Genomic DNA, 14,874 nt, shown 5'->3' with positions numbered 1-14,874 from the left:
GCGTAAAGAAAACGCGTAAGCGTTTTTAGCCCGCGGGCGAGGACGCCGGCAGGCGGCCGAAGCCGGTGCGGATTTGCGAAGCAAATACGCGGATTCTCCGCGCAAAGCCTCGACCCTATATAGATGCGATGCCGATCGGATGACAGCCGGCAACGCCCTGCGCCAGCGTCATCCCCGCACCGCGGAGAATCGAACTCTATGCAGGGCGCGGGCGTAAAGAAAACGCGTAAGCGTTTTTAGCCCGCGGGCGAGGACGCCGGCAGGCGGCCGAAGCCGGTGCGGATTTGCGAAGCAAATACGCGGATTCTCCGCGCAAAGCCTCTACAAGGTGGAGTAGTCAATTTGGGACGGGGCTATTTTAGCTACTCCTATAAGCCAGTCGATATTAGTTCCGGTCCCCAATAATTCGTCGACAGTCAAAGGGCAGCTAAAATAGCCCCGTCCCAAATTGACTGCTCACGTTGACGCCTCAAGCGGAAGTTGCATCCCAGAATCTACGCTCAGACTGGGACGTAGTTTCCGGATGGCGCCTCAAGCGGAAAGTCCATCCCGGAATCGCCCCCCAGAACGGGACGTGCTTTCCGCCAGTCGCCCCGTCCTACTCAACTCCAAAACCCATGCGCTCGCCATCTCAAAACTGGGTAGAAGAAGGCCAAAACGAAACAGTAGGAGGTCAACATGACGGCAGAAGATAAGGCAAAGAACGCCGGCAAGGTCGCGCTCGTCTTGGAGGGCGGCAGTTTTCGCGGGCAGTTTACCGCGGGTGTGCTCGACGTCCTCATGGAAGCCGGCGTCGAGATTCCGGCAGTATATGGCGTATCGGCCGGCGCCCTCAACGGCGTGAACTACAAGTCGCACCAGATCGGCCGTGCCAACCGCATCAACCTGACTTTCTGCAACGACAACCGCTTCATGGGTGCCGCATCGTTTGCGTCCACGGGCTCCATCGTGGGTTACGACTTCATCTTCAACGATGTCCAGGACCGCTTGGATCCCTTTGATAACGAGGCATTCGACGCGAGCCCCATCGAGATGTACGCCGTCGCGACGGACATGCTCTTTGGAACCGCTGCATACCTGCCGGTCAAAAGCGCCGTGCTCGACCTCGATGCCGTGCGCGCCTCGACGTCGCTGCCGCTGGTGACGCCGCCGGTCGAGATCGACGGGCACAAATACGTCGACGGCGGCGTAGCCGATTCGGTCCCCATCGAGCACGTGCTGGAGGAGGCCGGCTTCGATCGCGCGGTTGTCATTGTCACGCAGGACCGCTCGTACGAGAAAAAGCCCTACGAGTTTATGCCTGCCGCACGCGCCCGCTATGCCGACTACCCCTATCTGCTCGAGGCTATCGAGACGCGCCACGACCGCTATAACATCCAGCGCATGCATCTGTGGAAGTATGAGCGCGAGGGCCGCGCGCTGGTCGTTGCCCCGCAAAAGCCTGTCGAGGTCGGTCACGTCGAGCACGATCCGGCAAAGCTTCTCGACCTGTATATTCAGGGTCGTCAGGAGGCAAAGCGTCTGCTGAGTGATATCAAGGCATTTGTCGAGCGCTAGCGTCGCGACATCATTACCGATGGACGACATGTGCAGAAAGTCTGGTCAGAGCCAAAATACCTGTTGACTCGGGCGACGGGCGGGGTAATATGGACGGGTTACTTGCAGAGCCCCGTGAATCTCTGTAACAACACGTACTGTACATGGAGGAGTCTAAGTGATTTCGAAATCGACTCACTACGCCAAGCAGGGCGAGGTCCAGCGCAACTGGGTTCTCGTCGACGCCGATGGTGCTGTCCTGGGCCGTCTTGCCACCCAGATCGCAATGATCCTGCGCGGTAAGAACAAGCCCCAGTTCACGCCCAACAGCGACTGCGGCGACTTCGTTGTCGTCATCAACGCCGATAAGGTCCAGCTTACCGGTAACAAGGCCGACACGAAGACCTATTATCGCCACAGCGGCTACAACGGCGGCCTCAAGGCTGAGAGCTTCCACCAGGCTATGGAGAAGCACCCGGAGAAGGTCATCGAGCGCGCCGTTCGCGGCATGCTGCCCAAGACCACCCTCGGCCGTGCCCAGATGACCAAGCTTAAGGTCTACGCTGGTGCCGAGCATCCGCATGCTGCCCAGAACCCCACGAAGATTGAGCTGGAGGCTTAAAGATGGCTGAGAACACCGTTGTCTACCAGGGTACCGGCCGTCGTAAGAACGCCGTCGCCCGCGTCCGTCTCGTCCCCGGCACCGGCAAGGTGACCATCAACAAGCGTGACGCCGAGCAGTATTTCGGCCGTCATCAGCTCGTTGAGAACGCCCTTGCTCCCTTCAAGGTGACCGATACCGCCGGTCAGTTCGACGTTATCGCTCTGTGCGATGGCGGCGGCATCTCCGGTCAGTCCGGCGCTCTGCGCCTGGGCATCGCTCGCGCTCTTCTGAACGCTGGCGACTACCGTGCTGACCTCAAGAAGGCCGGTTTCCTTACGCGCGATGCTCGCGTGGTCGAGCGCAAGAAGTACGGCCTCAAGAAGGCCCGCCGCGCTCCCCAGTTCTCCAAGCGCTAAGGTTTTATCTCCTTACGAGATACAATGTACAAGCGGGGCCTGCCGATTGCTCGGCGGGTCCCGCTTTTCTTTTTCGACTAGGGTGGGCGAGTGCGTTTTGCCCACTTGGGAAGGAGCGATCCTATGCCCCAGAACATCTTTGGCACCGACGGCGTCCGTGGCGTCGCCAACGCCGACCTCTCGTGCGACCTCGCGTTTCGCCTTGGCCGTGCGGCGACCAAGTTCCTTGGTCCGGACATTTGCGTTGGCCGCGACACGCGTCTTTCGGGCACCATGCTCGAGAGCGCTCTGACCGCTGGCATTATGGCCGAGGGCGGTCGCCCGCACTGCTGCGGCGTTATCCCTACGCCGGCCGTGGCGCTGCTCACTGTCCAAAACGACCTCGACGGCGGCATCGTCATCTCCGCTTCGCACAATCCGCCGGAGTTTAACGGCATCAAGTTCTTTAGCCGCAAGGGCATGAAGCTTCCCGATGCCGTTGAGGAAGAGATCAGCGCCTGGGTCATGTCCGAGGAGGCCATGGCTGCCGACACGCTGCCGACCGGCGCCGGTGTGGGCCACATCATCAAGATGAAGGATGCTCGCAAGGCATACGTCGACCACGCTATCAGCACCCTCGACGGCCTTAAGCTCGACGGCCTGGTCGTTGCCGTTGACTGCGGTCACGGTGCTTCCTGCCAGACCACGCCTGCCGCGCTTCAGCGTCTGGGCGCTACGGTCCACGCCATCAATACCGACTACTGTGGCACCGACATCAATGTTGAGTGTGGCTCCACTCATCTTGAGCCCCTGCGCGAGCTCGTGCTGCGCACCCACGCCGACATCGGCCTGGCCCACGACGGTGACGCCGATCGCGTGCTGTTCGTGGACAGCGAGGGCAACGAGATCGATGGTGATTACATCCTGGCCATCTGCGGCTCTGACCTCGCCGCTCGCGGCAAGCTCGCCAACTCCGAGATCGTCTCGACCGTTATGTGCAACTTGGGCTTTTCCATCGCTATGAAGGAACAGGGCTTTGAGATGGTGCAGACCGCCGTGGGCGACCGCTACGTGCTGGAGCGCATGCTCGCGGACGGCGCCGTTATCGGCGGAGAGCAGTCCGGCCACATCATCTTCCTGGAGCACAACACCACCGGCGATGGCCTGGTGACGGCGCTGCAGCTGCTGGCCGTGCTCAAGCGCACTGGCCGCACCCTCACCGACCTTGCCGGCATCATGAAGAAGTACCCGCAGGTGCTCGTCAACGTGCATTCCGACAACAAGGCCGGTCTGGACGATTGCCAGCCCATTTGGGACGCTGTCGCTGCCGCCGAGAAGGAGCTTAACGGTCGCGGCCGCATTCTGGTGCGCCCGAGCGGTACCGAGCCGCTGGTTCGCGTGATGGCCGAGGCCGAGACGCACGAGCTGACTCAGCGCGTCGTTGACGACATCGTCGAGGTTGTCAAGCGCGAACTTCCCTAATGGTCAAAAACCAATGCCAAGTGGTAAACTAGAAAACTGGTTTTGATTATTGGTATGTCCAAGGGGGAGCATGTTCACTAAAGTCCTAAGGTCTTTTGGTATGCGTGGTCGAGTCCTTACGCTGGATGCTCCCATCTCGGGCGATGTCATTCCGCTTTCCGAGGTTAACGACCAGACGTTTGCCACGGGCCTTTTGGGCCAAGGCGTTGCCATTCGGCCTACGGGCACGCGCGTGATTGCACCTGCGGATGCCAAGATCGAGGCGATTTTTCCAACGGGACACGCCGTTGCGCTCAACACGGTCGATGGCTTGGATGTTTTAATCCACGTTGGACTCGATACCGTTCAGCTCGAGGGCAAACACTTTACCGTGCATGCACAGGTGGGCGATATCGTCCATAAGGGCGATGTGCTTATCGAGTTTGAACGCGAGGCAATCGAGGCCGAGGGCTACGATGTGACGGTTCCCATTTTGGTGTGCAACTCTGTTGAGTTCTCGAGCATCAAGGGCTCCGTCGGCGAGCATGTCGAGGAGATGGATCAGCTCATCGTCGCTCGCGAGCGCTAACTCGTTCGCTTGCCCTTTGGCCTACAATTCAAACACGTTTACGGAGGGCGCCCTTGAAAGAGAGCGCCCTTCGTGGCAAGATGAAAAATGTCCGAGGCTAAAAGGCTTCGGGTCACCGTGGACGGGCAGGGGCCTCGACGCGGCTAGACACGAGATACATACATTACGCGACCTCGCCCTGGTGGCCGCACACGTTGGTTGCGGCCGACGCAGGCCGCGGGCAAGTGCTTGTAAGGGGAGCCTTGCCTCTCTTCTACGAGAAAGGATGCGTAATGAAGATCATTAAAGCTAAAGACTACGAGGATATGAGCCGCAAGGCCGCCAATATCATCTCGGCGCAGGTTATCCTTAAGCCCGATTGCGTGCTCGGTCTTGCCACCGGCTCCACTCCGATTGGCGCCTACAAGCAGCTCGCCGATTGGTACAAGAAGGGCGATATTGACTTCTCCGAGGTCAGCACCTATAACCTGGACGAGTATCGCGGCCTTTCGCACGATGATCCCCAGAGCTATCACTACTTCATGCGCGAGAACTTCTTCGATCACATCAACGTCGATCTGAATAACACGCACGTGCCCGATGGCTCCAACCCCGATGCCGCCGCTGCCTGCTCCGAGTACGATAAGATCGTCGCTGCCGCCGGTTACCCGGATCTGCAGCTGCTCGGCATTGGTAATAACGGTCATATTGGCTTCAACGAGCCCGATGACCACTTCTCCAAGGGTACGCACTGCGTCGACCTCACCGAGAGCACCATTCAGGCCAACAGCCGCCTGTTCGATAGCATCGACGACGTTCCCCGCCAGGCTTACACCATGGGTACCCAGACCATCATGTATGCCCGCATGATCCTGGTCGTCGCCAACGGCGAGGCCAAGGCTCAGGCTGTGCACGATATGTGCTATGGCCCGGTTACGCCCGAGTGCCCGGCTTCGATCCTGCAGCTGCACACCAACTGCGTCGTCGTTGCCGACGAGGCTGCCCTTTCGCTCTGCGAGTAGTACAATCCGAGCGATTTGTTATTACTTTGTTACAGGCTCCCGTTCTGCGGGGGCCTTTTTTATTATGCATATGCGGGATGGCGGTTAGCTTATAGACTCATGGGCCCTTATGCTGCGTCCGTCCGCAATATCTGCCAGCGGAACCAGAATGAGCGCGGACTTTATGGTGCGCATAACATTAGCTTGCCAAAAGCTTGACGGCGGTACCTCGTATAGCGTGATGCATTCTCTAGCATATTCTATTCAAAAATGCTACTAATGAGTCGCAAACGGTATCAGCGAGTAGGCGAGTTGCGCAACAAAATATTACAAGCCCCATTGCGTTACACTGCCAAATGAGTGGGACATGCTGGCAAGCGCATTGACCTGCGCAAAGACCGGTTGGTTGGGGGAAAAGTTTCAATCGGCGCTCGCTGAACAAAAACTTGCCAAATGCGAACCGAAAGACAACCTAAAACTCTGCGTCGTTCGATTTACGGGATGGCTTGGGCTGTCTTGCGATTACGGTGTCCATGTGGCCGAGGTAAGGAGCGAGCATGATGAACGGGCTGAACGATACGGACGATCTCGAATTGGCGCCGTTGGGCACAGGTTATATGGTCCGACGTGATCGCCTGATGAGCGAGTTGATTGTCAAGGGCCGCAAGGCGGGCATTGTGTTGCTCTATGCACCAGATGGGTTTGGGAAAACATCGATATTGCTTCAGTACACTCAGGAAGTCAAAAGCGACCCGACGCGCGGTCTGGTACGAATCATCGAGGCTGACCGCGCGATTGCCCGCGAGGTGTTTATGCAGCTCGAAGTGGTCACAGATGAACTTGAGGACAAACCGCGATCGTTGATTGCGATTGATAACGTCCCCAACCTCGATCAGCAAGATACCGAGGAGCTTATCGATCGAATTCGAGGCCTGCGCACTATGGGGATCGGGGTCTTTGTCACCTGCCGCCCCTCAAATCGCCAGTTGATCCGCGGGCTGGGTGACTCGGTCAAGATCAATGCGCAGATGCTCAAGGTGCATGCCTATGAGTATTCGGCTTGGGCATCGGCGTTCTCGATTAGCACGTCGCTCGATTTTTATCAGCTCACACAGGGTGTTCCCGAGTTGGTTTCGGCTATGCAGACGGGGCTGTACGGAGAGGGCGACGTTGCCAGCTTGCTCGAAAACGAGATTGTCAACGTATACGGTGCGGCACTTGCCGATATGGCATCAATCGATAACGGCGCCCTATTTAACGTGGCGTGCGTGATGGCCCTGATGGGCGAGGGCAAGATTGCGGAACTTGAGGCATGCGGTGTCAGGCTCTCCATGATCGATCAGTCCTATCTTGTTCGTGATTATCCGATTTTTGGTGTCGATCCGGTTGACCGAAGCTTTACGTGTATGGGCACCGAGGATAACGCGCGCCTGAGATTACGAAAAATGGTTGCGGAAATTCGTCCAGAGCTCGTTATGCGCGCGGCACGCATTCTGCTCAAGGCGGGCCGATGCGATGCTGCGATGGATTTGGCAGATGCCTTTTTGGATCGCGACGCCGTCCTTGAGCTTGCTGGACAGTATGGTGTCGATTTGGCTCTGACTGGGCATGGAGGGGATGTCTGTCGCGCGGTACTGAGGACGACGGATGCCGACAAGCCCGCGTTGGAGCCGACGCCCACCGAGGCACTTGGTGTCTATTTGGCGGCGGTAAGCGTTTCGAATACTAAACTGGCCCGGTATATGGCCTCGATTGTCGAACATGCGAGCGCACAGTCGGTCCGCGAGATTGATTCGGTTTCTTGGAAAGTCGCCCAGGTGCTTACGGTCGTCTGTTATGGAGATTGCGAGCTTGGGCTTCCAGCCAATCCTGCTCTTCCAAAAAATGAGGCATCTTGTGCTGCGCTCGATATGCTGTCGGCGCATATCGAGGTTAGGAGCCGGCTGACCGAACAGGCGAAAGACGGCGCAGTACTTTCGGGACTCAAGGCGAACAAGGTATATGATTGCGAACTCGATATTGCAGAGATTCTCATACGGGCAGATCGGATGTTGGCGGAGCTCTTCGATGGGTCCTTTATGGGAACCGATGAGCGTGACGACGAGATGTCTCGAACACGGGAGGCACTCGATGCTCGTGGGCTTAAGGCACCGGCTGTCTGGGTGCGTATGGTGCTGGCGGCACGGCGTCTGCTTGCAGGCCTGCCAATGACTGACGATACGGCGTTTAATGAGCTCGATCGCTTTGCCGTGCGCGTGCGTGACAATCAAATCCAGCTGTTTGGCCTGCTACTCGAAGGCTGGCAGGCGCTCGCCGAGGGGCGCCCGGTCAACGCGAAGTTCCGCGCGGTCCAGGTACTCAAGCTTGCTGACGAGTCGATCGCATACATGCGCGACAACGCGTTGCTGTTGGAGCGTGCATCAAGTCTTCGCAATACGTCGATGGTGTCGGTACGAGAAGAGGCAGAGCTGCTCGACCTAAGTCGGACACAAGTCGGCGGCGCGGAGGCTTGGGTCGTAGCGCTGCATTTGGCGTCTGCGGGCCGTGACAGCGATCTTGCCGCCTGGATGTCTATGAATCGTTCTGGGATTCTGGAGCCAGCGTATCGGCTGTTTGCACGCCTTGCGATGCATTGCCTGGGCGAGCCTGCTGCCAAGATTCGAAAGAAGCTCCCGGTGCGTGAGCTATCGCGATATTCGCTGCGCGACGATTTGGAGGGAGAGAGCGAGCGGCTGTTCCAGGTCGGCGAGGTCGAACCCGTCGACGCTATCGATCATATCGAGATTCGCATGTTTGGCGCGTTTCGTGCCGAGCGCGACGGATTTCCCATCACAGACAAGATGTGGCGTCGTAAGAAAGCGGCAACGCTTGCCGAGCGGCTTGCGTTGGGTATCGATTCGTTTGTCGATCGCGAGACCTTGGCTATGGAACTGTGGCCACATGCCGAGTACAGTAGCGCCCGTAACAACTTGTATTCGACTGTGTCACGCTTACGATCCGCTTTGGGACCCACGCCAGATGGCAAGTCGTGCGTCCTGATCCAAAACGACTGCCTTGGCCTCAACAGGGATTACGTTAAGACCGATGTGAAGCTATTTGAGCAGATAAGCCGCGAAATTTTGGGTAATCGCACAAGAGTACGTGGGCCTCACCTGGTCGAGCTGTGTCTTAAGATCGAACAGCTCTATACCGGACCGCTGTATATCCCCAACGGTTGCAATCCGACGTACTTTTTGCGCATGCGCCGCATCATGCAGTCGAAGTTTATCGACTGCATGATTGTGGGAGCAAGCGCTGCCTTGGAAGAAAACGACCTGCAGTCGGCAATCTGGCTGGTAGAAGCGGGGCTACGTCAGGAGACCGCACGCGAGGACATGGTGCGATGCGCCATGCGCGTGTACGGAGCGGCGGGGAGACGCCGCGATATCGTCGAGCTCTATAGCGGGCATATCCATCATCTTAAGGAACAGGTCGCAGGCGTTCCCGAGCCCGAGACCAAGCGTCTCTACGAGCGTCTGGTCGAAAGCAGGGTCAACCGACCGTTCATTGAGCGATAAAAAACGGGCGCCCGCATCATTCGGACGCCCGCAGGCTTGCTCTGTGTGAACCGATCGGCCCTTAGACGAGCTTGATCTTCTCGATATCCTTGCGCGAGGACTCTCGATACAGCGAGAACTTGCGGCCGATAACCTGAACGACGTCGGCGTGGCAGCGCTCGGCGAGTTCCTCGGCGGCCTCGCGGGCAGAAAGGCTGGAGCCGTCCAGCACGGAGCACTTAACGAGCTCGTGCTTTTCCAGGTAGGCGGCCGTCTGCTCGACGGTACCCTCGTTGACATCGGACTTACCGATGATGATGGCGGGGTTGAGGTGATGGGCCATGCTGCGAAGCTGCTTGACCTGGGCTCCTGTCAGTGCCATGGGATCTCGCTTTCTATGTATGGGGCGCCCCGCGATGGGGCCTTAATCTACGTGAGCTGTCCCACGATAGCGCAGGAACGGCGCGGTGTGGAGCGCGTTTGCCAGTTCGCAAAGAATGCGGATGCCGGGCGGGTAGACGATGCATACTTTAGATGGGCTACGGTCGGGGCGCAGAGACCGGCTCCCAGGCGATAAACGCCCATCGGACCTTGCGGATGTGGTCGAGCATGTAACGTCCCTGCGGCACGCCCTTGGATCCCGGCTCGCCGGCATGGGGGTTCTCGATCATATGTTGGGCGATATAGTCGCGCAGACGATCGATCTTATCCTCGTTGCCATGCTCGAGCATACGGGAGAGGTCTGCCACGGCGGCCTCGAGGCTATCGAAGGTGTCACGACGGGGCGATTCAAAATACGTGACCTGCGGTAGTGCACCCATCTGAATAAGGATGTTAAAGGCGTACACAAAACCATTGCTGCGGGTAACCGAGGCGCCGATGGCATTCATCACGTGCAGGTCATAGCGCGGGCTGGAGTTGGCGACCATCGTGACAGCACAACGCCGCCGAGCCGTACGGTCGAGCTTGGCAAGCGCGCCTTTTAGGTCGTTCGTAGTAACCGAGCGACTCGCAAAGGCAACATCTACCGCTTTCGCGACCGGTCCAACCAAATCCCAGTCATCATCCCAAGCAAGCTCAAGCGGTGTAATGCGATCCTCGAGCCTATAGTACTCAATGCCAGCATCAAGCGTGCCCAACATAGCAGGGGAAAAATCAGCGGCAATCACGGGATGTCCAGCCTGAGCAAGCGGAATAGCAATCGACCCAGCCCCACACCCCATATCGAGCAACGACTCGCCGGGCTCAAGCGCCAGTAGCTTTATAAAATCTCGGGCGTAGGGGGCAGTCTCCAGTGGACGAAAATGCCGAGCACGTTTGTCCCACTCAAAAGAATCATCAGCCCGCCGCCGAGCAGCCTGCAAGCGCATCCATTCGCCATTCCAATCCGCAGAAAGAAGCTCAGATTGAATTACACCATCAGCCACGGGCCATCCCCCTTACAACAAAAAAGCGGCCCCTCCCAAAAGAAGAGCCGCAACCAGCATATATCAGAAAAAGAACCGTTCCAACGCCAAACCGCCGCACCAGCCAAGTGGTGCAGGAGCGAAGCAACTGCAACCGGGATAGAACCCAACTGAGGTCCCGTTGTGCGGGAGCCCCGGTGAGGGCAAATATATAAGGTCGATCGCGAGTTCCGCACGAGCCGGAGAGCACTTAATGTGCTCTCCGTGCGAGCAGGACTGTCCGAGCAGGCGACCTTATATATTTGCCCTCACCGGGGCTTCCGCCCGAATCCTTCAGCTAGTTCTTGAGCGAGTTCAGCGGCGCCGGGAAGCGTCCACCGCGGTGGGCAAGCACGGTGCCGGCGTTGGGGTTCACCGGCATGATGGGCGCACGGCCAAACAGGCCGCCATACTCGACGCAGTCGCCCACGCCCTTGCCGATGGCGGGGATCACGCGCACGGCCGTGGTCTTATTGTTGATGACGCCGATGGCCATCTCGTCGGCGATAATGCCGGCGATAGTCTCGACCGGGGTGTCGCCGGGAATGGCGATCATGTCCAGGCCAACGGAGCACACGCAGGTCATGGCCTCGAGCTTCTCGAGCGAAAGCGCGCCGGCCTCGACGGCGGCGATCATGCCGGCGTCCTCGGACACGGGGATAAAGGCGCCCGAGAGGCCGCCCACGCTGGAGCTGGCCATGACGCCGCCTTTCTTGACGGCATCGTTGAGCATGGCGAGCGCGCAGGTCGTGCCGGGGCCACCGCAGGTGCCCACGCCGATGATCTCGAGGATGCGCGCGACGGAGTCGCCGACGGCAGGCGTAGGCGCCAGCGACAGGTCGACAATGCCTTTCTCGACACCTAGGCGACGGGCGGCCTCGCGACTCATGAGCTCGCCGGCACGGGTGATCTTAAAGGCGGTCTGCTTAATCTTTTCGGCGACTTCCATCATCGATGCGGAATCGGGCAGCTTCTCCAGGGCTGCGGCCATAACGCCGGGGCCCGAGACGCCTACGTTGATGACGGCGTCGGCCTCGCCACCGCCGTGAACGGCGCCCGCCATAAACGGGGAGTCCTCGACCATGTTGGCAAAGCAGACAAACTTGGAAGCACCGACGGAATCCTCATCTGCCGTAAGCTTGGCGGCATCGATGATGGTCTGAGCCGCCATGAGCACGGCGTCCATGTTGATGCCGGCGCGCAGGCTGGCGACGTTGACGCTGGAGCAGACGCGGCTGGTGGTAGCGAGCGCCTGGGGGATGGACTGGATGACGCGGCGGTCGGCGTCGCCGATGCCCTTCTGGACGAGTGCGGAGAAGCCGCCCAGGTAATCGATGCCGAGCGTCTCGGCCGCGCGGTCGAGGGCATGCGCGATGGGGGTGAGGTCCTCATCCTTGCAGCACGCGGCGATCTGCGCCACCGGGGTGACGGAAACGCGCTTGTTGACAATGGGGATACCGTACTCGCGCTCGAGGTTCTCGGCGGTCTCGACCAGATGCTCAGCCGTGTGCGTCACGTGGTCGTAGATCTTCGTGCACATGCGGTCGAGGTTCTCGTCGCCGCAACCCATGAGCGAAACACCCATGGTGATGGTCCTGATGTCGAGGTTCTGCTCCTCAACCATGCCGCGGGTTTCCGCGATTTCTGCGGGCGTGATCGCCATCCTTGCACTCCTATCTGCCAAAACGAGCATAGTCTTGTCTATTCTAACGTGCCGCACGTGCCAAGTGGCGCATGCGGCACGTTTTGGTGCTCGGTTGTTTCCGTTGTGTTACTGCCCAAAGACCTCTTCGGCGATACGAGCGCTTTCGGCGGCGTCCTTGGCATAGTAGTCCGCGCCGATCTGCTTGGCGTATTCGGGGGTGAGTACGGCGCCGCCTACGATGATCTTGACGTCCGGCACCTCGGCATGAAGCAGTTTGATGGTCTCCTCCATAGCGACGACCGTGGTGGTCATAAGCGCCGAGAGGCCGACGAGCTTGATGTCGCGCTCCCGTACGGTCTTGAGCACCTCCTGCGGGTCGACGTCGCGGCCTAGGTCAAAGACGGTATAGCCGTAGTTATCGAGCAGCATCTTGACGATGTTCTTACCGATGTCGTGGATGTCGCCTTTGACGGTGGCCACGCAGATTTTGCCCTTGTCGGCAATCTCGCCGGCGGGCATCCGGCGCTTGATGGTGTCAAAACCCACGCGTGCGGCCTCGGCCGAGGCCATGAGCTGCGGCAAGAAGAACTTTCCCTGGTCAAAGAGGACACCAACCTCGTCGAGGGCGGGGATAAAGTGGTTGTTGATGAGGTCCATGGCGTCGTGGTCTGCCAGCAGACGCTCGGTCTCGGCCGCAATCTCGCCTTTGCGGCCCGAGACGACCATGCGACGAATCGGGTCGTCGTTGCCGTCGGTGCCAGCGGCGGGCACAGTGTCGGTCGATACTGTCTGAGCCGCCGCCGGGTTCGCGGCGATCTTGTACGGATCGGTCCAGCCGGCGTAGCGCTCGATGTATCCGGTTGAGCCCTCGTCCTCAACGCTCAAGACGCGATAACTGTAGACGGTATCCATAAAGCGCTTGGAGCCCGGGTTCATGATGGGGGCGTCCAGGCCCGCGCCAAAAGCGGCAGCCAAAAAGACCGAGCCCAGCAGCGGGCGGGCGGGCAGACCAAAGCTGATGTTCGACACGCCGAGTGCACATTTGACGCCCAGACGCTCCTTACACAGGGACATGGCGCGCAGAATCTGTTCGGCTTGGCGTTGATTGGTCGAGGCGGTCATGACCAGACAGTCGATGAGGATGCGGTCCGGTCCGATGCCGTAGCGGGCGGCCTCGGCCACGATGCGCTCGGCGATGGCGAAGCGAGCCTCGGCGGTATCGGGAATGCCGCCTTCGTCGAGCGTGAGGCCGACGACGTTGGTGCCGTAATGGGCGACCAGCGGAAAGATCTCATCCATGATCTGCTGCTTGCCATTGACCGAGTTGATGATGGGCTTGCCGGCGTAGCGGCGCACGGCGGCCTCGACGGCGGCGGGGTCGGTGGAGTCGATCTGCAACGGCAGCAGCGTGGAACCCTGGAGCTGCTCGGTGGCCTGTTGGATGATCTTGACCTCGTCGATCTCGGGCAGGCCCACGTTGACGTCCAGGATGTCGGCGCCTTGCTCCTGCTGGCTGATGCCCTGGCTTACGACGTAGTCCAGGTCGCCGTCGCGTAGGGCCTGCTGCAGGCGCTTTTTGCCGGTGGGGTTGATGCGCTCGCCGATGACGGCGATCTTGTGGCCGTCACAGGGAAGGTCCACCACGGTCTGGGCGCTTGTGACCGACATGCTGGGCTTGCGGCGGCGCGGACTGGGCGTGTGGTTATCGATAAGCGTGCGCAGCGCTGCCATGTGCGCCGGCGTGGTGCCACAGCAGCCGCCCACGACGCTTACGCCGTCGGCGATCATGCCGGCGACGGCCTTGGCGTATTCGGGGGCCTGGATGTCAAAGACGGTGTTACCGTCGTCGTCCACGTGGGGGAGTCCCGCGTTGGCCTGCACCATAACGGGCTTGTCGGTAACGGTGAGCATGCGTGCGGCGAGCCCTCGGAGCTCGGCCGGTCCCTGGCTGCAGTTGATGCCCAGGACGTCGGCGCCGATGGCGTCGAGCGTGATAGCGGCAACCTCGGGACTCGTGCCCAGGAAGGTACGGCCGTCCTCCTCAAAGGTCATGGTGGCAAAGACGGGCAGCTCGGAGTTCTCGCGGCAGGCAAGGACCGCCGCCTTGATCTCGGCAAGGTCGGTCATGGTCTCGATAATAAAGAGGTCCACACCCGCGTGGACGCCAGCGCGCACTTCCTCGGCAAAGAGGTCATAGGCCTCGTCGAAGCTGAGGGTACCCAAGGGGCGAAGCAGCGCACCGATGGGGCCGATGTCGCCGGCGACGTAGCGGGCACCGGCCGCGCGGGCGCAGGCGACGGCGGCGGCAAAGACATCTGCCACGGTGGCGGCACCGTCGAGCTTGTGGGCGTTGGCGCCAAAGGTGTTGGCGGTGATCACATCGCAGCCGGCCTCGACATACTGACGCTGAATATCGGTAATGACCTGGGGCTCCTCAAAGTTGAGCAGCTCGGGCAGGGCGCCGGCCTTCATGCCGGCCGCCTGCAGCATGGTGCCCATGCCGCCGTCGAACAGCAGGTGCCCCGTGCCCTCGATGGCGGCGCGCAGGCGATCGTCCTTAATGCAAAGGTCGTCGATCGTGCGCGTCTTGTACGTGGCGCCCTTGCGGCGGGCAGCATCAACGGGCGCCGCCAGCGCGGCGCCGTCCAGATCATGAGTGATAAGCGGAGTAAACATCGGGGGC

Annotated in this window: 11 protein-coding genes; 7 read left to right on the top strand and 4 right to left on the bottom strand. The window is 59.9% G+C overall.

Going from position 1 to position 14,874, the window contains the following annotated elements:
• Positions 1–678: 678 nt before the first annotated feature.
• The 7 genes from ACTQ48_RS08805 to ACTQ48_RS08775 all read left to right on the top strand — a co-directional run bounded on the left by ACTQ48_RS08805 (position 679) and on the right by ACTQ48_RS08775 (position 9,122).
• Positions 679–1,557: a patatin-like phospholipase family protein gene (locus ACTQ48_RS08805; RefSeq protein WP_427728677.1), complete on the top strand. Its 879-nt coding sequence runs from the start codon at positions 679–681 to the stop codon at positions 1,555–1,557.
• 157 nt (positions 1,558–1,714) lie between these two features.
• Positions 1,715–2,158 (top strand): 50S ribosomal protein L13, encoded by a 444-nt coding sequence (gene rplM, locus ACTQ48_RS08800; RefSeq protein ID WP_370450665.1) that lies wholly within the window; start codon positions 1,715–1,717, stop codon positions 2,156–2,158.
• 2 nt (positions 2,159–2,160) lie between these two features.
• Positions 2,161–2,556 (top strand): 30S ribosomal protein S9, encoded by a 396-nt coding sequence (rpsI, locus tag ACTQ48_RS08795; RefSeq protein WP_022094634.1) that lies wholly within the window; start codon positions 2,161–2,163, stop codon positions 2,554–2,556.
• A gap of 123 nt (positions 2,557–2,679) precedes the next feature.
• Positions 2,680–4,017 (top strand): phosphoglucosamine mutase, encoded by a 1,338-nt coding sequence (glmM, locus tag ACTQ48_RS08790; protein ID WP_427794158.1) that lies wholly within the window; start codon positions 2,680–2,682, stop codon positions 4,015–4,017.
• A 70-nt stretch (positions 4,018–4,087) separates the two neighbouring features.
• Complete coding sequence (locus ACTQ48_RS08785; protein ID WP_427728682.1) at positions 4,088–4,585, top strand: PTS sugar transporter subunit IIA; 498 nt, start codon at positions 4,088–4,090, stop codon at positions 4,583–4,585.
• Between the two features lie 272 nt (positions 4,586–4,857).
• On the top strand, positions 4,858–5,586 hold the full coding sequence (gene nagB, locus ACTQ48_RS08780; RefSeq protein WP_427747557.1) for a glucosamine-6-phosphate deaminase: 729 nt from the start codon (positions 4,858–4,860) through the stop codon (positions 5,584–5,586).
• A gap of 536 nt (positions 5,587–6,122) precedes the next feature.
• Complete coding sequence (locus tag ACTQ48_RS08775; RefSeq protein ID WP_441570640.1) at positions 6,123–9,122, top strand: AfsR/SARP family transcriptional regulator; 3,000 nt, start codon at positions 6,123–6,125, stop codon at positions 9,120–9,122.
• A 61-nt stretch (positions 9,123–9,183) separates the two neighbouring features.
• Here ACTQ48_RS08775 and ACTQ48_RS08770 read toward each other — a convergent pair whose 3' ends face one another.
• From ACTQ48_RS08770 to ACTQ48_RS08755, 4 genes are all read right to left on the bottom strand, one after another.
• A complete protein-coding gene (locus tag ACTQ48_RS08770; protein WP_427795027.1) occupies positions 9,184–9,483 on the bottom strand; it encodes a YhbY family RNA-binding protein in 300 nt (99 codons plus the stop codon).
• A gap of 157 nt (positions 9,484–9,640) precedes the next feature.
• The gene (locus ACTQ48_RS08765; protein ID WP_441570638.1) at positions 9,641–10,528 is read right to left on the bottom strand and encodes a methyltransferase domain-containing protein; all 888 of its coding nucleotides are present in this window, start codon (positions 10,526–10,528) and stop codon (positions 9,641–9,643) included.
• 316 nt (positions 10,529–10,844) lie between these two features.
• A complete protein-coding gene (locus tag ACTQ48_RS08760; RefSeq protein WP_427719427.1) occupies positions 10,845–12,209 on the bottom strand; it encodes a PFL family protein in 1,365 nt (454 codons plus the stop codon).
• A gap of 108 nt (positions 12,210–12,317) precedes the next feature.
• Positions 12,318–14,867: a homocysteine S-methyltransferase family protein gene (locus tag ACTQ48_RS08755; protein ID WP_441570636.1), complete on the bottom strand. Its 2,550-nt coding sequence runs from the start codon at positions 14,865–14,867 to the stop codon at positions 12,318–12,320.
• Positions 14,868–14,874 lie beyond the last annotated feature (7 nt).

Source organism: Collinsella sp. Sow4_E3 (assembly GCF_052116285.1).
In the GTDB taxonomy this organism is placed as follows: domain Bacteria; phylum Actinomycetota; class Coriobacteriia; order Coriobacteriales; family Coriobacteriaceae; genus Collinsella.
Note: the sequence above shows the minus strand (reverse complement) of the source record. Positions and strands in the feature narration are given on the sequence as shown.

Coding starts and splice junctions, on each gene's coding strand:
- ACTQ48_RS08805 (WP_427728677.1), top strand. CDS start 679: ATGACGGCAGAAGATAAGGCAAAGAACGCCGGCAAGGTCGCGCTCGTC.
- rpsI (WP_022094634.1), top strand. CDS start 2,161: ATGGCTGAGAACACCGTTGTCTACCAGGGTACCGGCCGTCGTAAGAAC.
- glmM (WP_427794158.1), top strand. CDS start 2,680: ATGCCCCAGAACATCTTTGGCACCGACGGCGTCCGTGGCGTCGCCAAC.
- ACTQ48_RS08785 (WP_427728682.1), top strand. CDS start 4,088: ATGTTCACTAAAGTCCTAAGGTCTTTTGGTATGCGTGGTCGAGTCCTT.
- nagB (WP_427747557.1), top strand. CDS start 4,858: ATGAAGATCATTAAAGCTAAAGACTACGAGGATATGAGCCGCAAGGCC.
- ACTQ48_RS08775 (WP_441570640.1), top strand. CDS start 6,123: ATGATGAACGGGCTGAACGATACGGACGATCTCGAATTGGCGCCGTTG.
- ACTQ48_RS08770 (WP_427795027.1), bottom strand. CDS start 9,483: ATGGCACTGACAGGAGCCCAGGTCAAGCAGCTTCGCAGCATGGCCCAT.
- ACTQ48_RS08760 (WP_427719427.1), bottom strand. CDS start 12,209: ATGGCGATCACGCCCGCAGAAATCGCGGAAACCCGCGGCATGGTTGAG.
- ACTQ48_RS08755 (WP_441570636.1), bottom strand. CDS start 14,867: ATGTTTACTCCGCTTATCACTCATGATCTGGACGGCGCCGCGCTGGCG.